General features: G+C 66.9%; 15 protein-coding genes and 1 pseudogene. 4 read left to right on the top strand and 12 right to left on the bottom strand.

The features are described from left to right. Positions 1 to 148: 148 nt before the first annotated feature. From AC1Z3O_RS27290 to AC1Z3O_RS27280, 3 genes and pseudogenes are all read left to right on the top strand, one after another. The gene (locus AC1Z3O_RS27290; RefSeq protein ID WP_483519288.1) at positions 149 to 2,734 is read left to right on the top strand and encodes a heavy metal translocating P-type ATPase; all 2,586 of its coding nucleotides are present in this window, start codon (positions 149 to 151) and stop codon (positions 2,732 to 2,734) included. Between the two features lie 374 nt (positions 2,735 to 3,108). After that, complete coding sequence (locus AC1Z3O_RS27285; RefSeq protein ID WP_483519286.1) at positions 3,109 to 3,399, top strand: nucleotidyltransferase family protein; 291 nt, start codon at positions 3,109 to 3,111, stop codon at positions 3,397 to 3,399. Beyond that, positions 3,396 to 3,782, top strand: a pseudogene (locus AC1Z3O_RS27280) (HepT-like ribonuclease domain-containing protein). The gene AC1Z3O_RS27285 and the pseudogene AC1Z3O_RS27280 overlap by 4 nt, the downstream one beginning before the upstream one ends. A 163-nt stretch (positions 3,783 to 3,945) precedes the next feature. Here AC1Z3O_RS27280 and AC1Z3O_RS27275 read toward each other — a convergent pair. From AC1Z3O_RS27275 to AC1Z3O_RS27235, 9 genes are all read right to left on the bottom strand, one after another. Further along, positions 3,946 to 4,932 (bottom strand): GNAT family N-acetyltransferase, encoded by a 987-nt coding sequence (locus AC1Z3O_RS27275; RefSeq protein ID WP_483519284.1) that lies wholly within the window; start codon positions 4,930 to 4,932, stop codon positions 3,946 to 3,948. Between the two features lie 188 nt (positions 4,933 to 5,120). Beyond that, positions 5,121 to 6,011: a polysaccharide deacetylase family protein gene (locus AC1Z3O_RS27270; protein ID WP_483519282.1), complete on the bottom strand. Its 891-nt coding sequence runs from the start codon at positions 6,009 to 6,011 to the stop codon at positions 5,121 to 5,123. 13 nt (positions 6,012 to 6,024) lie between these two features. Further along, positions 6,025 to 7,077 carry a bifunctional UDP-4-keto-pentose/UDP-xylose synthase gene (locus AC1Z3O_RS27265; protein WP_483519280.1) on the bottom strand — a complete coding sequence of 351 codons (1,053 nt, stop codon included), beginning with the start codon at positions 7,075 to 7,077 and terminating at the stop codon, positions 6,025 to 6,027. Beyond that, positions 7,074 to 8,018, bottom strand: a complete 945-nt coding sequence (locus AC1Z3O_RS27260; RefSeq protein WP_483519278.1) for a formyltransferase — start codon at positions 8,016 to 8,018, stop codon at positions 7,074 to 7,076. The genes AC1Z3O_RS27265 and AC1Z3O_RS27260 overlap by 4 nt, the downstream gene beginning before the upstream one ends. After that, positions 8,006 to 9,007 (bottom strand): glycosyltransferase, encoded by a 1,002-nt coding sequence (locus tag AC1Z3O_RS27255; protein ID WP_483519276.1) that lies wholly within the window; start codon positions 9,005 to 9,007, stop codon positions 8,006 to 8,008. The genes AC1Z3O_RS27260 and AC1Z3O_RS27255 overlap by 13 nt, the downstream gene beginning before the upstream one ends. Continuing rightward, positions 8,986 to 10,173 (bottom strand): DegT/DnrJ/EryC1/StrS family aminotransferase, encoded by a 1,188-nt coding sequence (locus AC1Z3O_RS27250; RefSeq protein ID WP_483519275.1) that lies wholly within the window; start codon positions 10,171 to 10,173, stop codon positions 8,986 to 8,988. The genes AC1Z3O_RS27255 and AC1Z3O_RS27250 overlap by 22 nt, the downstream gene beginning before the upstream one ends. Before the next feature lie 13 nt (positions 10,174 to 10,186). Continuing rightward, positions 10,187 to 10,558 (bottom strand): EamA family transporter, encoded by a 372-nt coding sequence (locus AC1Z3O_RS27245; protein ID WP_483519273.1) that lies wholly within the window; start codon positions 10,556 to 10,558, stop codon positions 10,187 to 10,189. A 7-nt stretch (positions 10,559 to 10,565) separates the two neighbouring features. Continuing rightward, positions 10,566 to 12,326 carry a glycosyltransferase family 39 protein gene (locus AC1Z3O_RS27240; RefSeq protein ID WP_483519271.1) on the bottom strand — a complete coding sequence of 587 codons (1,761 nt, stop codon included), beginning with the start codon at positions 12,324 to 12,326 and terminating at the stop codon, positions 10,566 to 10,568. A gap of 341 nt (positions 12,327 to 12,667) precedes the next feature. Next, positions 12,668 to 13,237 carry an HdeD family acid-resistance protein gene (locus tag AC1Z3O_RS27235; protein ID WP_483519270.1) on the bottom strand — a complete coding sequence of 190 codons (570 nt, stop codon included), beginning with the start codon at positions 13,235 to 13,237 and terminating at the stop codon, positions 12,668 to 12,670. Positions 13,238 to 13,411: 174 nt separating this feature from the next. Here AC1Z3O_RS27235 and AC1Z3O_RS27230 point away from each other — a divergent pair, with 174 nt between their 5' ends. Continuing rightward, positions 13,412 to 14,305 carry a hypothetical protein gene (locus AC1Z3O_RS27230; protein WP_483519268.1) on the top strand — a complete coding sequence of 298 codons (894 nt, stop codon included), beginning with the start codon at positions 13,412 to 13,414 and terminating at the stop codon, positions 14,303 to 14,305. A gap of 114 nt (positions 14,306 to 14,419) precedes the next feature. Here AC1Z3O_RS27230 and AC1Z3O_RS27225 read toward each other — a convergent pair whose 3' ends face one another. From AC1Z3O_RS27225 to AC1Z3O_RS27215, 3 genes are all read right to left on the bottom strand, one after another. Beyond that, entirely contained in the window at positions 14,420 to 14,728 is a 309-nt protein-coding gene (locus AC1Z3O_RS27225) for an amino acid ABC transporter permease (protein WP_483519267.1), read from the bottom strand. Positions 14,729 to 14,938: 210 nt separating this feature from the next. Continuing rightward, complete coding sequence (locus AC1Z3O_RS27220; RefSeq protein WP_483519265.1) at positions 14,939 to 15,871, bottom strand: amino acid ABC transporter substrate-binding protein; 933 nt, start codon at positions 15,869 to 15,871, stop codon at positions 14,939 to 14,941. A gap of 302 nt (positions 15,872 to 16,173) precedes the next feature. Continuing rightward, entirely contained in the window at positions 16,174 to 17,661 is a 1,488-nt protein-coding gene (locus AC1Z3O_RS27215) for an efflux transporter outer membrane subunit (protein ID WP_483519263.1), read from the bottom strand. Positions 17,662 to 17,665 lie beyond the last annotated feature (4 nt).

The following is a 17,665-nucleotide window of genomic DNA, read 5'->3' as shown; positions in this document are numbered from 1 at the left end:
GGGGCGATTTTCCCTACCGATGCAGGTGGAATGGGCCGTGGGCAGCGCGGCAAAGGCCGGTTCGGACCGGCCGCCGCCAGCGGGGAAGTTTCTGATTTTGTGCTGAATTTGACACACGCTTGACCCTGTAGCCACTTTAGGGTCTTCAATGAAGGGTAAGACGAATCTATCGACAATTCATCGGACCAGGGCAATGACTGACAAGGCTCAGAAGCAGGGCTGCACGGCGCAAGGTTGTGGCACGCAGGGCGTGCACCAGCACGCACAGGCTGGCGGATGCGGCGGCCAGAACACGTGCCAGGGCGCGGCCCCAAAGGCGCGGCACCAGGGTCATGCGCACGATCATAGCCACGACCACGACCACGACCACGATCACGACCACGATCACGGGCATGCGCACGATCACGATCACGACCACGGGCATGCGCACCATCACGGTGACGAACATCGTCACGCGCATGGCGCCGGCTGCGGGCATGCCGGCGCCCAGGCCGACTGCTGCGAGGCCGCGCCGGTGCTGCGGACCGCGACGCCTGCGCCGCCGGGAACCCGCTCGGTGCGCTACCGCATCGATGCCATGGATTGTCCCACCGAGGAAAGCCTGCTGCGCGACAAGCTGGGCGCGATGCCCGGTGTCGCGGCGCTTGACTTCAACCTGATGCAGCGCGTGCTGACCGTGCATCATAAGCTGGCCTCGCTCGATCCGCTGGTCCAGGCCATCGAAAGCCTGGGCATGAAGCCCGAGCCGCTCGAAGCCGGCGCGCAGCCGGCGGCCGCGGCCGCGAATACCGTGCACAAGCCGTGGTGGCCGCTGGCACTGGCCGGCGTGGCCGCGCTGTGTGCGGAACTGGCCGAGTGGCTGGGACTCGGCGCACCCTGGCTGCCGCTCGCCTTCGCGCTGGCAGCCATCGCTATGGCCGGGCTCGATACCTATCGCAAGGGCTGGATCGCCCTGCGCAATGCCAAGCTCAATATCAACGCGCTGATGAGCATTGCCGTGACCGGCGCCATGCTGATCGGCCAGTGGCCGGAAGCGGCCATGGTGATGGTGTTGTTCGCACTGGCCGAGCGGATCGAGGCGGCCTCGCTGGACCGTGCGCGGCAGGCCATCCGTGGCCTGATGGCCATGACGCCGGAGCAGGCCACGGTGCGACAGGCCGACGGCGGCTGGCAGGCCGTCGACGCGCGCGCGGTGGCGATCGGGGCGCGGGTGCGCCTGCGCCCCGGCGAGCGCGTGCCGCTGGACGGCAAGGTCGTGCAGGGGCGCTCCACCATCGACCAGGCGCCCATCACCGGCGAAAGCGTACCGGTCGAGAAGGGCGTGGGCGACAGCGTGTTCGCCGGGTCGATCAACCAGGCGGGCGAACTGGAATATGAAGTCACCGCGGTGGCGGCCGATTCCACGCTGGCACGCATCATCCACGCGGTCGAGGCCGCCCAGGCCAGCCGCGCGCCCACGCAACGCTTCGTCGACCGCTTCGCCCGCATCTATACCCCGGCGGTGTTCGCCGTGGCGCTGCTGGTGGCAGTCGTGCCCCCGCTCTGGCTGGATGGCAACTGGCTGGACTGGTGCTACAAGGCACTAGTGCTGCTGGTGATTGCCTGCCCCTGCGCCCTGGTGATCTCCACGCCGGTCACGATCGTCAGCGGCCTGGCCGCTGCGGCGCGGCGCGGCATTCTGGTGAAGGGCGGCGTCTACCTGGAGCAGGGCAAGAACCTGCGCTGGCTCGCGCTGGACAAGACCGGCACGCTGACGTACGGCAAGCCGGAGCAGACCGATTTCGCGCTGCTGGCCGATGGCGTGCCGCAGGCCCGCCAGATCGCCGCCAGCCTGGCCGCGCGCTCCGATCACCCCGTTTCGCTGGCGGTCGCACGTGCCGCCGCCGCGGACGGCCTCGACGTGCAGGGCGTGGAAGCATTCGAAGCGCTGCCCGGACGCGGCACGCGCGGCACCGTGGCGGGCCTGCGCTACTGCCTCGGCAACCACCGCCTGGTGCATGAACTCGGCCTGTGCTCGCCCGCGCTGGAGGCACGGCTGGAAGCGCTGGAGCGCCAGGGCAAGACCGTGGTGCTCCTGGCCGGCATGGAAGGGCCCGGCAGCGCCGCGCACGGCGTGTTGGCCCTGTTCGCAGTGGCCGACACGGTACGCGAAAGCAGCCGCCAGGCGGTGGCGGAACTGCATGCGCTGGGCGTCAAGACGCTGATGCTGTCGGGCGACAATTCCCACACCGCGGCCGCGATCGCGGCGCAGGTGGGCATCGACGAGGCACGCGGCGACCAGTTGCCGCAGGACAAGGCCGATGCCCTGGCGGCGCTGTCCGCAGCGTTGGCGGGCGGCCCGGGCAAGACCGGCATGGTGGGCGACGGCATCAACGATGCACCGGCGCTGGCGCGCGCCGACATCGGCTTCGCCATGGGGGCCGCCGGCACCGATACGGCGATCGAGACGGCGGACGTGGCGCTGATGGACGACGACCTGCGCAAGGTGCCCGCCTTCGTGCGCCTGTCGCGGCGTACCTCGCGCATCCTGTGGCAGAACATCGCGCTGGCCCTGGGCATCAAGGCCGTGTTCCTGGTCCTGGCGGTGATGGGCGAGGGCACCATGTGGATGGCGGTGTTCGCCGACATGGGCGCGAGCCTGCTGGTGGTGTTCAACGGCCTGCGGCTGGCTCGCCCGGGCGCGGCAGAGCCGGTGCGCGCCGTAGCGCGGACGGCAGGCGGCGTGGCCGCCTAGCAGGGCGTTCGCCGCATCCGGCAGCGCTGTGTGACGGGGAGCAGGGCGGCCCAGGGGGCCGCCCTCGCTATTTGGAGTCGCCTCAGAAAACGGAAAATAAGGCACGCTGTGCCGGTTGCCGCGGCCGTAGCGTCCTGGATTTGCCCGCGCCGATCTTGGCGCTGCTGCGCCAGAGTGACGCTGGCGAATTTCGCAGGCGGCACCAAGTAATCCTCGAGGTCCTTGGACTGTCGAGAAAATGTAGGTTTGTGACCGGCCCGCCAAGACAACCGACGCGGCAAGGCAAATCAAGGCATTGCGATCCTCGAAAGCGATTTTTGAAACTCCATTCTCAATGGCTTACCATCAACGAGTTTCGATAAGAAAGGATGCCCATGCGACCGTCCGTTGTGCTCGACATGAAGCGAAGCGCAGTGCGCGAAGCGGCAAGCCGTTTCCGCGCGGCGAATCCGCGCGTCTTCGGATCCGTGCTGCACGGCACCGACCAGGACGGCAGCGACCTCGATCTGTTGGTCGACGCGCTGCCCGGCGCGACGCTGTTCGATCTAGGCGGCCTGCAAGACGAATTGGAATCGCTGCTTGGTATCCACGTCGATCTTCTGACCCCGGCCGACCTGCCGCCAAAGGTCCGGGCCAGGGTGCTCGCAGAGGCGCAGCCGGTATGAGTGAGAATCGTCTGCCCGACTACCTCGACCACATGCACTAGGCCGCGACAGATGCATGCGGCTTCGCAGCGGGCTTGGCCAAGGACGACTTCCTTGAGGACAAGCGTACCCAGCAGGCCGTCATCATGAGCCTCATCATCATTGGCGAGGCGGCCACGAAGCTGATGGACGGCTACGCCGAGTTCACGCAGGCACACCCCGAAATACCGTGGCGCAGCATGCGCGGCATGCGCAACCGTATCGCTCACGGCCATTTCGACATCAACCTCGATTTGGTGTGGGAAACCGTGCAGACGGCGCTTCCAGAGCTACTGAAACTACTGCCCGCCGCGAGCCACGATGCCGAAGATGAAGACCGCAACGAAGGTGGGATGGGGTCATGACCGAAGCGGAAATGGGGGCGATTTCGCAATGCTCGGCGCCTGCAGAACCAGCGGGCCGACCGTAGTTCCTCGTTACCTCAACGTCAGGAAACGGGCCTCTTCCGTCATCTTGCCGCTCTCCCGGCGCACTAGCGTGCTTTATTTTCCGTTTCTGAGACGATCCCTATTTCAACTCCGACGCTGATGGCTCAAGCACGACGCACAGCTTGCCCAGCACCCAGTTGAGCCAGGGCGTGCCGTGCCGGTAGTAGTTCCAGGTCGGTTCCTGCCGCGCGCCCAGGATGCGCTTGAACTCATAGGACGTCGCGCCGAGTTCCAGCGTGAGATAGCCTTCGCGCACGCCGAATTCCACTGCCTTGATGAACATGGCGAAGTACAGGCCGTGGCGCTCGCTCTTGTCGTAGTCCAGCCCGATGTAGCGATTGATCAGATGCCCGCCGCGGCCGATCAGTTGCGTGAAGCCGACCAGTTCATCCTCGTGGAAGAACAGCAGGTATTTGCTGATGCCGCTGGTGCGCCGGAAATACTCCGGCCTGAGCTTCTCGAACTTCAGCTCGGCCTTGTTGTAAGTCTTCATGTACAGCGCGTGGACTGCGTCCACCAGCGCCGCCGGCAGGCCGTCATGCTCCTCGCAGCGCAGCGCGGCGGCCTTCTTCAGCTTGCGCTTGAGCAGGTTGCGTCGCTCGCTCTTGAGGGCGCTGAAATAGTCGGGGGCGAGCGGGAGCACCGGCACGGGCAGGCCCACCGCCTGCACGAAGCCATCCAGCGGCAGGCCGTCGCCGAAACCCTTGTAGGCGAGCAGGCTGCCGTGGCTGGCGAGCGCCGCGTTGATCAAGGCGAGGACATCGGCGGAGACCTCGCCGTGGATCCGGCCGACGTCGGCCGTGGGATTGCCGATGCAGGCCAGCTTGAACTTGATCCAGCTCAGGCTGCGCTTGAGCAAGCCGCCCGGCAGCAGTGTGTCGAGCCGGAAGTCCATCACGAAGTAAGGTGCCATCGTGATGAGTTCGTCGTGCCGGTAGACGGCGAAATACCCGAAGCGGAATCCTTCGATCCCGGCGCCCTGGATGGCGGTGTAGAAGTCGTATCCCTCTGCCTGGTCGCGCAGGAATCCCTCCGGCGGCGTGTCCAGATCTTCGATGCGTAGCATGTGGCGCAACCCCGATGGCCTTCCGTTCTTCGCCGGAGTGGGCCCGTTTCAGACTCCCTTGCTTAGCGGTGCCGGCAAGGTGGCGTTGACAGGGTTTTCCCGCGCTGGCGGGATAGGGTGCAATAAGGGAAGGCCCTCCGGGGAGGATTAGACCGGAGAGGGGCGGGCAGCGACGTGCCCGCCGGGTACTAAGGCTGGATGATCAGCTCGCCGCTGCGCCCCTCGATGCTGCCCCAGCGTACGGGCAGCTGCGGCAGCGTGCTGCGGTCCAGATGGCGGTAGTAGGTAGCCATCGACACCAGTTCGTGCCCCTGCGCCCGCCAGCCGTGCAGCAGGCGCATGAACACCGGCGCCAGCTTGCCGCCTTCCAGTTCGGTGTGCAGCGTGAAGACATGGTCGCGCCCGTCGTTGCTCAGCTGCAGCACCGCTTCGTGCACATTGTCTTCGGTCAGCCCGTCGACACCGATCAGCTCGTCCAGCGTGGGCAGAGTGGTCGGCATCTGCACGTGGCGGCAGGCCTTGCCGCCGACAGTGGGGATGTAGGGCGAGACGCCGCGGCCGTCGGAGGCATAGGCCATGCCCCAGTCGTCGATCTGGCGGAAGGCCTCGTCGTTCATCTGCCAACCGGCGGCGCCGTGCGTAGGCGGCGCTTCGCCGAAGATCTCGACGAAGCGGTCGAACGCGCTCTGCATCTGCCGGCGCGTCCAGGCCGCATCGCGGCCGCGCACATTGTCCTGCCAGTAGACGTGGTCCCAGGTGTGGATGCCGCACTCGTGGCCGGCCGCGCGTGCGGCCCGCATTTGCGCCGCGGCACGGCGGCCGATGTCCGGCCCGGGCAGCAGCACGCCGTACATCAGCGTGCGCAGCCCGTAGTTCGACACCACCGAGGTGCGCGAGACCTTCTGCAGGAAGCCGGGGCGGAACACGCGGCGCAGCGCCCAGCCGGTATGGTCCGGCCCGAGGCTGTAGAGGAAGGTGGCCTCGGCGCGCACCTTCTCCAGCATGTTCAGCAGCGCCGGCACGCCCTCGCGGGTGCCGCGCAACGTGTCGACGTCGACCTTCAGGGCGATGCGTGCCATTTCTCCGCCGGCGTCAGTTTGCCGAATCGACCAGGGTGCGGGCCTCGACCACCTTGCTGCGATAGGCCTCGAAGATGCGGCGCAGCGCCTCTTCCATGCTGACCTCGGGCTTCCAGCCCAGTTCGCCGATGGTGTTGTCGATCTTGGGCACGCGGTGCTGCACGTCCTGGTAGCCCTTGCCGTAGAAGTCGCCGGACGAGGTCTCGATGATCTGCGTCTTCTTGGCTTCCTCGGCGTACTCGGGGTAGTCGGCCGCCATCTTCAGCATCATTTCGGCCAGCTCGCGCACCGAGTGGATGTTGCCCGGGTTGCCGATGTTGAAGATCTTGCCGCTGGCCACGCCGTTCTGGTTCTCGATGATGCGCATCAGCGCGCTGATGCCGTCCGAGATATCGGCGAAGGCGCGCTTCTGCGCGCCGCCGTCGACCAGCTTGATCGGTTCGCCGCGCACGATGTGGCCCAGGAACTGGGTCACCACGCGCGAGGAGCCTTCCTTCGATTCGAAGATCGAGTCCAGGCCGGCGCCGATCCAGTTGAAGGGGCGGAACAGCGTGTAGTTCAGGCCTTGCTCCATGCCGTAGGCGTGGATCACGCGGTCCATCAGCTGCTTCGAGCAGGCGTAGATCCAGCGCGGCTTGTTGATCGGGCCATAGACCAGCGGGGAGGACTCGGGATCGAACTCGTCGTCGGCGCACATGCCATAGACTTCGGAGGTCGACGGGAACACCAGGTGCTTGCCGTATTTGACCGCGGCGCGGACGATGGGCAGATTGGCCTCGAAGTCCAGCTCGAACACGCGCAGCGGCTGGCGCACGTAGGTGGCTGGCGTGGCGATGGCCACCAGCGGCAGGACCACGTCGCACTTGCGGATGTTGTACTCGATCCACTCCTTGTTGATGGTGATGTCACCTTCGAAGAAGTGCATGCGCGGATGCTCGACGAGGTCACCGAGACGGTCGGACGACATGTCCATGCCGTAGACTTCCCACGACGTGGTTTCGAGAATGCGGCGCGTCAGGTGGTGGCCGATGAAGCCGTTGACGCCAAGAATCAGGACCTTTTTCATCGGTTTTCCTCTTTGGACGATGCAGTAAAAAATGAAGCGAACTCCGACGGCGCCATCGGCGTGCCGTCGCACAGAAGTTCATGGACCAGGATCAGGCCGCCGTCGCCGCACAGGGCGGCGATGCAATCGCCGGCTGCATGCAGCCCGGGCGCGGCACCTTGCAGGGCGGCTGCCAGCGGAGCCTGGCTTGCGGGGGTCGGGCGGCGCGCCTGCGCTACGACGAAACGCCGTCCCCCGATATCGGTGAAGGCGCCCGGGTAGGGCGGCGCCACCGCGCGGATCAGGTTATAGACTGCCGCCGCCGGTTGTGTCCAGTCGATGCGGCCGTCCTCGGGCTTGCGGCCGGAGAAGTAGCTGCCTTGCTCGAGCGGGTTCGGATGGCGCGGGGTGTTGCCGGCCAGCATGTCGGGCAGCACTTGCCACAGTGTCTGTTCGGCCGCCACGGTGACCTTGTCGAAGACTTGCGACGCGGTGTCGTCCGGCAGGATGGGCACGGCCGTCTGGCCGACGATGAAGCCGGCATCCGGCTTCGCCTCCATTGCGTGCAGGGTGGCCCCCGTTTCCGACTCCCCGTGCAGCACTGCCCAGTTGACCGGCACGCGGCCGCGATATTTGGGCAGCAGCGAGCCATGCATATTGAATGCACCCTGCGGGGCCAGCGCCAGCAGCGCCTGCGGAATCATGGCGCGGTAGTAGAAGGAGAAGATCATGTCCGGCCGCGCCGCCTCGACCGCCGCAGCCAGCGCCGGATCGGTCGGATCCTCGCCGTAGATGCAGGGCAGGCCCAGTTCGGCAGCGGTGTCGGCCACGCGGCGGAACCAGATGTTCTCGTCGGCGCGGTCGCGGTGCGTCACCACCAGCGCGATCTCCACGCCGCGCGCGTGCAGCACGCGCAGGCAGCGGTCGCCGACGTTGTGGTAGGCGAAGACTACTGCGCGCATGGCGACTCCACGCTGGCCGGCTTGGCCGCGCCATCGGCGCTGGCCTCGAGCACGGCCTGGATGCGGTAGCGCGGCCGGTTGCGCACTTCCTGGTAGATGCGGCCGATGTACTCGCCCAGGAGCCCGATCCCGAACAGCATGATGCCGACCAGGAAGAAGTTGAAGGCCAGCAGGGTGAACACACCTTGCACTTCCGCGCCGAACAGGAAGCGGCGCGCCAGCAGCAGCACCACCAGGCCTGCCGAGGCGATCGACAACATCGTGCCGATGGCGGAGAACCACTGCAGGGGCACGATCGAGAAGCCGGTCACGAGATCGAAGTTGAGCCGGACCAACTGGAACAGCGAGTACTTCGACTCGCCGGCGTGCCGCTGCTCGTGCTCGACCGTGATCTCGACCGGGTTGGCCGAAAAGGTGTAGGCCAATGCCGGAATGAAGGTGTTCACCTCGCGGCAGGCGTTGATGGTGTCGACGATATTGCGGTCATAGGCGCGCAGCATGCAGCCCTGGTCCGTCATCTTGATGCGCGTGATGCGCTCGCGCAGATGGTTCATCGCCCGCGAGGCGATGCGGCGGAAGGCCGTGTCGTTGCGCTCGCGGCGGATCGTGCCGACGTAATCGTGGCCTTCGCGCATGGCGGCGACCAGACGAGGGATTTCCTCTGGCGGGTTCTGCAGGTCGGCATCCAGCGTGATCACGATCTTGCCGCGCGTGTGCTCGAAGCCGGCGAGGATGGCCATGTGCTGGCCGAAGTTGCCGTTGAACAGGATGACCCGCGTCACGTCCGGGCGGCGATGGTACTGCGCGGCCAGCAGCTGGGGCGAGCGATCGCGGCTGCCGTCGTTGATGAAGATGATCTCGTAAGACTCGCCGAGCCCGTCGAGCGCCGGGTAAAGGCGATCGAACAGGGCCTGCAGGCCATCCTCCTCGTTGTAGACGGGGATGACGACCGAGACCTCGACGGGACTCATTTGAAGAGGCGTTTGCATGTTTCGCTTAGGGTTGCGCAGACACGTTCCACGTCGGCATCGCGCATGGCGGGGAACATCGGCAGCGTCAGGATGCCGCGCCCGATGCGCTCGGCGTGCGGCAGCATGCCCTCGCGCCAGCCGAGGGAACGGTAATAAGAAAACAGGTGGACCGGCGGGTAGTGCACGCCGGTACCGATGCCACGCTCGCGCATAGCTTCCATCACCGCGGCACGCGCGCCTTGCGGGTGGTCGCCGGTGAAGCGCTCGACCGGCAGCACCACCTGGAACATGTGCCAGTTGGTGGTGGCCTCGCGCGGATCGAGCGGCAGCGGCAGCTCGATGCCCAGCCCTTGCAGGCCGGCGGCATCGGCGCAACGGAAATAGGTCTCGGCCAGTTCGGCACGCCGCGCGGTGATGGCGTCGAGCCCCTCCAGTTGCGACAGGCCGATGGCCGCGTTCACGTCGGTAAGGTTGAACTTGCCGCCTGGCTCCTCGACGTCCATGCCATCCATGCCGGTGCGGATCACGCCCTGCAGGCGCAGCCGCTCAGCGCGCAGCGCTTCTTCAGGCGAGTTCATCACCAGGCAGCCGCCTTCGATGCAGGTGATGTTCTTGTTGGCCTGGAAGCTGAAGCTGACCAGGTCGCCGAAGGCGCCGATGCGCTGGCCGCGCCAGTGCGAGTCAATGGCCTGGGCGGCGTCCTCGATCACCCGCAGCTTGTGACGGGCCGCAATCGCATAGAGGCGATCCATGTCGACGGGCAGGCCCGACAGGTAGACCGGCATGATTGCGCGCGTGCGCGGCGTGATGGCTGCTTCGACGGCGTCCAGGTCAATATTGCGCGTGCGCGGATCGATGTCGACGAAGACCGGGCGGGCGCCTACGGTCAGCACGACATTGGCCGTGGCCACCCACGTGATCGGGGTGGTGATCACCTCGTCGCCCGGGCCGATGTCGGCGATACGCAGGGCGATCTCCATGGTCGCGGAGCCGTTGGCGAAGGTGCGTACCGGCCGGCCGCCGAACAGCGCGGACAGCGCAGCCTCGAAAGCTTGCATCTTGGGACCGGACGTGATCCAGCCCGAAGCCAGCACCTTGCCGACCTCGGCGATGGCGGCCTCGTCAATGCTCGGCCTGACGAAAGGCAGGAAGTCCTGCGCGGCGGTGGAAGCGGAAGCGGACATGGGAAGCAGGTTCCTAGGAACGGGCGATCAGAAAAACGCCAGCCAGTATCAGCAGGATGCCGGCGACGCGCAAGGGGCCGATCATTTCACCGAACAGCCACCACGCCGCCAGCGCATTGACGACATAGCCGAGCGAGAGCATCGGATAGGCGATCGACACGTCCACGCGGGACAGGCCGACGATCCAGACCCCGACGCTGACGACGTAGAGCGTCAGGCCGGCCAGCACCGGCCATTGCGTCAGCACGCGCAAGGCTGTGGTGATCAGCGTGGCGCGGTCGATGGTGATAGCGCCCACGGCATTGACACCTGCCTTGAGCAGCAGCTGGGCGCAAGCGTTAAGCAGCACGCCGGCGAAGATGAAAGCGAAGGTCGACAGGCTCATGACGTGCTCACTGCGGGGCTGCCGCGCCGGCGGCAGGCATGGCGGCCGAGGCGGGGGCCGCCTGGACGGGTGCGGCCGCCTTGCCCGGCGGCGCGAAGTTGGCCACGACGACGCGGCGCGTGTCCTGGGCGATCTTGAACATCGTGACTTTGCGCTCGCTCAGCTGCCGGTAGGTATCGGCGCCCATGATGGCCATGGCCGGCTGGCCGTCCTGCCACTTGGCGATAAAGCCATCCAGCGTCGGCACCCACTTCTGCGGCTCCTGCTTGGTGCCGAAATCCAGCTCGTCGGGCGCTTCCACCATGATCAGCGTGTGCTGCAGGTAGAACGGCAGCGTGTGGTCGAGCATGCGCACGCCGTACAGCGGCATGTCATCCTTGAGCACGGCCTTGATGGCCGGCACCATGTCCGCGCCGGAGGATTGGCGGCCCATCACCTCGTGCCCCAGCAGCGCGACCGTGAATCCGCAGAACATGGCCACCGCATAGGTGACGACGCTCACGAACACGCCGCGCTTGCGCAGCATGCGGTAGCTCAGCCAGATGCCGGCGAGCAGGGCGACGAAGGCCGCGGCGACCCAGACCGCGAAGGGGCGATAGAGCGCGTTGGGCGTATTGTCGGAATTCAGCGTCGCCACATAGGGGCTGGCCGCCAGGCCGATGGCGCAGATCACCGCCATCGCCAGCATCTGCCGGCGCCATGAGCGCTCGCTGATGTGTTCCAGCGCGACCCCGGCCAGGATACCCAGCGCCGGGAAGATCGGCACGATATAGCCCGGCAGCTTGGAGTCCGACAGGCTGAAGAAGACGAAGATGGCGATGGCCCAGATGGCCGTGAGCAGGGCCGGCTGGAACGGGCGGGTGCCGCGGCCGATCGGCGCGCCCGCGCGCACCACTTGCCACATGCGCGGGAACAGGCCGAGCCAGGGCAGGAAGCCGGCGATCAGCAGCGGCACGAAGTAATACAGCGGGCCGGTGCGCGAATGCACCTTCGAGGTGTAGCGCTGCCAGTGCTCGTGGATGAAGAAGAACTGCAGGAACTCGGGATTGCGCTCGGACACCAGCCAGAACCAGGGCACGGTGACGATCAGCATCAGCGCGATGCCGGAGAGCAGATGAATGCGCCGCCACAGCGCGAAATCGCGCGAGATCAGCGTGTAGAGCACCAGTACCAGCCCGGGCAGGGCGATGCCCACCAGGCCCTTGGTCAGGATGGCCACGCCCATCGCCAGCCAGCAGGCCCACATCCAGCCGCGCCGCGCGGCCGGGGTGTTGCCCGGATGCTGGGCGAGCAGCATGAAGGCGAGCACGCAGGCCATGGCGCCGGACAGCGTCATGTCGAGCGAGTTGAAATGGGCCGCCACGGCCCACATCGGCGCTGCCACCAGCACCAGCCCGGTCAGCAGCCCTGCGCGCGTACCGAACCAGCGCGTCGCGGCCGCCATCGAGGCGACCAGGCCGATCATGCCCGACAGCGCCACGCACAGCCGCGCTTGCCAGTCGCCCAGGCCGAACAGGGTATAGGTCAGCGCACTGACCCACATATGGAAGGGCGGCTTCTCGAAGTACTTCAATCCGTTGTAGCGGATCGTCACCCAATCCCCGGTGGCGAACATTTCACGGGCGATCTCGGCATAACGCCCTTCGTCCGAGCGCAGCAGATGGCGGGCGTCTAGCGTGCCGAACCAGACCAGCAGGATGAACAGGCTCACCAGCGCAATGGCAGCAACGGATAGCCCCGCCTGGCGCGAGGTCGATAAACTACGCATAAATCTCCTGGAGAACTGGCTTGGTGGTCGTCTGACGCGGCACGCCGGTCCGCCACGCCGACGCCTCCCGGCAGGCGTGCGGCAAGCCAGGGACGCTTTCCCGGCGGCCCAGGGGCCGGGCGGGAAACAAGACAACGCGGCAGCAGGGTATCCGGTGGACGCAATGTAACCGGATGATTACATAGGCGATACCAAAAAGAGCGCTTTAAATCACAATCGGCGCGCGTTCCGGTGCTGTCCGTGGCGCGCGGCGCGCAATGGTAGCACGACCGACCCTGCCCACCCGGCGGATTGCCCGCCGGACCAAGCCTTCACGGGCCTCGGCGGGCCTTCGCAGCCCTTCAGACGGGCTGCGGCTTGGCCTGATTGCCCTCGTGATGCGCTCGGCGCAGGCGGAGCGCCACGCCAATGAGTAGAATGCCGCACACGATGGCCCAGGAAGCGATCATCCACAGCACGGCGAGAGCGCCGGCCACCGGGTTCCACAGCAACAGGAATGCCAGGGCGATGCTCGCCAGCCCGGCTAGCACCAGCCACCATTCATTGGGGATATCCTTGCGCAGCCGGATCGCCGCGATGATCTGAAGCACACCGGTGGCCAGCGTCCATGCCGCGATATAGAGCAGCAGCGATAGTGCCGTGATAGCCGGGCTGAACAACGTCAGGGCACCGATTCCCACGCCCAGCAGACCTTGCAGTGCCAGGATCCAGCGATCGCTGGTCTCGCGCTGCTTGCCGGAGATGGCCATGAACAGTGCTCCGATGCCGTCGGCCGCCGCGAATGCTCCAAACACGAGGATCAGCGCGGCCAGCGTGGCGATCGGCGCGAAAAAGGCGAAGAGCCCGAAGAGAATGGCGAACAAGCCGCGCAATGCCACGACCCACCACAGTTTGGCGTAATACGGAAGCATAGGAACTCCCTGCAAGGGCGCCAGGACACGGTGCCTGGGATCTGAAAACCGACGAGACAAGTCGCGCGAAACACGCTAATTTCCATCTGTGCCGCCAGATAAAACGCAGCGGACTGGCAGAACTTGCCGTCGGGCATCTTTTGGGGCGCTGACCTCATTCTAGACAGGATTCAAGTGAAGAAAACGGCGCAGAAATTTCTCCCGCTCGCGGCGGCACTGCCCTGGCTCTTGCTGGGCCCGCTGGCGGCTGCGCAGAACGCCCCGGAAGCCGCGCCTGCGCGGGTGAGCGGGGAAGCCGCCATGCCGGCCACGCGCGGCACGCTGTGCGACGCGCCCTGGTTCCGTTCCGGATCGCGCGTGCAGATGGAGGGGGATGGCACGATGCCGATGTCGATCACCATGACGCTGCGCGACACCGACCAGACGGCCGATGGCTGCCGGGCGGTATTGGAGGTGATGTCGAAATCGGCGTTCTCAGCCCTGATGGGCCCGCCCGTGGTGATGGACCAGGTCCACGAGGTCTCCATCGACCGGCATGCCAGGCGCAAGGCGGACGATGGATCCGGCGGCAGCGAAATCGAGAGCCAGCATGCCGTGATCAATGCGCGCGGGCGCTATGCACGCATGTTCGGCGAGGCGGCCTTCAAGGGGTCGGGCGTGTTCAACTACGCCGGCCTGGACATCCGGGAAGGGGCGACGCTGGCCGGGGAAACCTTCGAGTCCAGCGTGGCACTAGACATCTTTCCGGTCGGCTCCGACGAGGTCGTGGGCAATATGCGCGCCCTGCACGCTTCGATCATCGTCGGCTCCCGCCATGTGGGCAAGCGCCAGACCATCGATACGGTCCTCGGCCGCAAGCAATGCCTGCCCATCACCTATGACAAGCGCACTTCGCTCGGCCCCTTGATGGTTGGCGACGAGGTCATCCAGGTGGAGCCGACGGTGATGCACGTCACCGATTGGTACTGCCCGGCGGAAGCCTTCGTGCTGCGCACCGACATCCGGCAGCAGAACCAGGTGCAGCGGGTGGATGTGACATCGATGACCATGGACGCCGGCGATCAATGATCGGTGCGCGCATCCGCGCTGCGTGACCCGGTTTGCCGGCCGGGGCGCCGACGAGAGAAGCCATGAAAAAAGCCCGCAAATGCGGGCTTCTTCCTTGCTGCAACAGCGGGACGATCAGCTTGCGGCTGCGTCCGATGCGGGCTTCTTCGACTTCTTGCTCTTGTGGCTGCTCTTATGGTTCTTCTTCGGCTCGGGTGCGGATGCCTCGCTGGCCAGGTCGGCACGCGTGCTCTTGTTCGCACCCTGGCTGTACGGGTCGAACTTGTCGCCGGACTTGGCACCCTGGCTATACGGGTCGAACTTTTCACCAGACTTGGCACCCTGGCTGTACGGATCGAACTTCTTGCCCGAATTTTGTGCGTAAGCTACCAGCGATGCAGTGCCAAGAGTGAGCGCGACGGCCGTCGCGACGAGTTTCTTCATGGTTTCTCCTCAAAAAGCCGCCCCTCCGGCGGTCGAATACGCGTGGCCGGCATGGCAGCTGCATCAGGGCAGGCTCCGGCTCCGCTTGAAAGCAGTTTCGCTAACATTTCGCCTGACTGTCAACTTTCTTGTCGACCCGGGGCGGCGCCGACGCAACGGTCCGCCCCGCGGCGTAATGTCATCAAAATAGGACAAGATGCGGGAAGATCCTTACTCGGCCGCGCTGTCGGAGGGATGTTTCCAGGCCGCACGCACCTGTTCTGACGGCACCAGCGCCAGGTTCACGCGACGCGCGCCGATCGGCTCCTGGAACCAGCGCTTCTGCAGCGCCACTACATCCTGGCCCGCGAAGGCCTTGGTGAGGGTCTGGTCGACCAGCCGCTTCCATTCCGGATCGGCCTTGGACATCATCAGCGCGTTCTGCTCCACCGACAGGGCCGGACCGACGATCACATATTCGGACGGATTCTTGGCGCGAGCGCGCAAGCCGGCCAACAGCACGTCATCCATGACGAAGGCCTGGGCCCGGCCGGATTCCAGCAGCAGGAAGGATTCGCCGTGGTCCTTGGCATAGACGTCGCGATAGCCGTACTCCGCCTTCAGGCGCCGCACATGGCGGTCCCCCGTGGAGCCCGCGCTGGTAACCACGGTCTTGCCGCGCAGGTCGGCAAAGGAGTGGATGCCGGAATCGGCCCGCACCAGCAGGCGCACCGTGGAAACGTAGTGGGAAACGCTGAAGGCGACCTGTTTCTGGCGCTCCAGGGTATTGGTATTGGGCGCGCAGTCGAGGTCGACCAGGCCATTGACGACGGCCGGCACGCGGTTCTGCGGCGTCAGCGGCAGCCAGCGGACCTTCAGGTCCTGCAGGCCGAGTTTCTGCTTGGCGGCCTCGGCAACGCGCAGGCACAGGTCCACGGCATAGCCGGCGGGCTGGCCCTTGTCGTCGGCAAAGGAGAAGGGCAGGGCCGATTCGCGGTAGCCGAGCGTGATCGTGCCGGCCTCGCGGATCTTTTCCAGCACCGGGCTTTGCGCCTGGGCAATGCCCGGCAGGCAGACGGCCAGCGCGGCAAGGAGGCCGCCCAGGGCGGGCAGGCGAGGGAAGCGGGCGGAAGCGATGCGGGAGGAAGCAGCGGGGAACGGCATGGGGAAAGCGGGCAAAAACGCGAAGCCTACCTCCTTGCCGAGCCATGGGCAAAGAACTTATTCGTCATAAGCTCATGCTCCGCTCGCCCCGGCCGGGCGGCGGCGAGGCGACGAGAGCCAGGCGCGCCCCAGGCGCAAGACAGAAAAAAAGAGCCACGACAAGGCGCCGTGGCTCCCGGGAATGACAGGGGGTCAACGCCTGCCTCAGGCCATTGTGCTTGAGTCGTGGCGCATTCGGCACCCCACCTGAGGGTGAAGTGTTCGAGGCAAGGGGTTCGGCGCGACGCGCCCGCTCGCCGCGGTCAGCCGCGCGCGTCCGGGTCCGCGGACGCTGGCTCGATCGTGTCCGCCGCTGACCAGCCGCCGCCCAGCGCCCGGTAGAGCTGGACCGTGGCCAGGGCCTGTCCGGTCTGCGCCTGGAGCACTTCGTCTTCTCGCTGGAGTGCGCCGATGCGGGCATCGAGTACGTCCTGGAGGGTGCGCCGCCCGCCTTCGTACAGCCGCTGCGCCTGGTCGGCATTGCGCTGGGCGATGGCAAGGGTGCCTTGCAGCCGCTGGCCCCGCTGGTCAAGCCCATGGCGCACGCCGTAGGCGCTGTCCACCTCTTCCAGCGTGCGCAGCACGGTCTTCTCGTGCTCGGCCAGTGCCGCCTGCAGCCGGGCATCGTTGGCCGCGATATTCGAGCGGATGCGGCCGGCGTTGAACAGCGGCAGGTCGACGCCGGCGCTCAGCAGACCTGCGGTACCGCTAAGGGCGGGCAGGCCGTCGATGCGGATGCGGCCGTCCAGGCCGATGAAGCTGAGGTAGAAGCGCGGCAGCAGATCGGCCTTGGCGCTGCCGAGCCTGGCCGCCTGCGCGCGCAGCAGGGCGGCGCTGGCGCGCACGTCGGGCCGGCGCTCGAGCACGGCCGACGGCAACTCGCCGGCAGGCACCGGCGGCACGCGGAAGGCGGCGGGCGCAGGCAGGGCCTCGGCCGATGGTGCCGACTGTGCCGCCTTTCCCTCCAGTACGGCGAGCCGGCGCTGGCGTACCTCGATCTGGCTGGTCAGCAGCGGCCGCTCCGCCTGCCGCGCGGCGATCTGTTCGCGCACGCGCTCCACATCGTAAGCCAGGGCTTGTCCGGCGCGGAAGCGCGCCTCGGCATAGCGCTGCAGCGCGCCCAGCGTAACCAGGTTGCGGTCGAGCAAGGCGAGCCGCCGCTGCAGGCCCCGCGCTTCCAGGTAGTTCTGCGCGACGTCGGCGGCGATCGCCAGGCGCACGCCGCGCCATTGCTCCTCGGCGGCCTGCGCCAGCGCCGCCGCCGCAGCGGCATCGCTGGCGCGCCGCCCGAAGATGTCGACCTCCCAGGCCGCGCTCAGGCCGACGGCATAGGCCTCGAGGGCCGGCGAACCATCCGGCGCGGGCGACGGGCTGCGCAGGTCGCCCTCACCGCGCGAGGCGCCGGCCAGCGCGGCCACCGTGGGATAGCGCGCCGAGTCGGCTACGGCCGCCATGGCACGGGCCTCCAGCACGCGCGCCCGGGCCACGCGCAGGTCGGTGTTGGCGCGCAGCGCCGCGTCGATGCGGCTGGTCAGGTCGGGGTCCTGCCAGTCCTGCCACCAGCGCGCCAGGTCGGCCTGCGTGCCGTCCGACGGCGGCATCTGCTGGAAAGCGGCCGGCGCCGCGGGGGCGGGCGGTATGTCCACGCGCACCGCGGTGCAGGCCGCCAGCATCACTGTGGCGGCCGCGAGCGCGGCGGCGCACAGCGGGAATCCGGCCTTCTTCTGCTTCACATCCTTGCTCCGATTCATGTCT

The organism is Cupriavidus sp. 09_S30, assembly GCF_056930435.1.
The sequence above is the reverse complement of the archived record's forward strand: the minus strand, read 5'-3'. Positions and strand labels throughout refer to the sequence as shown.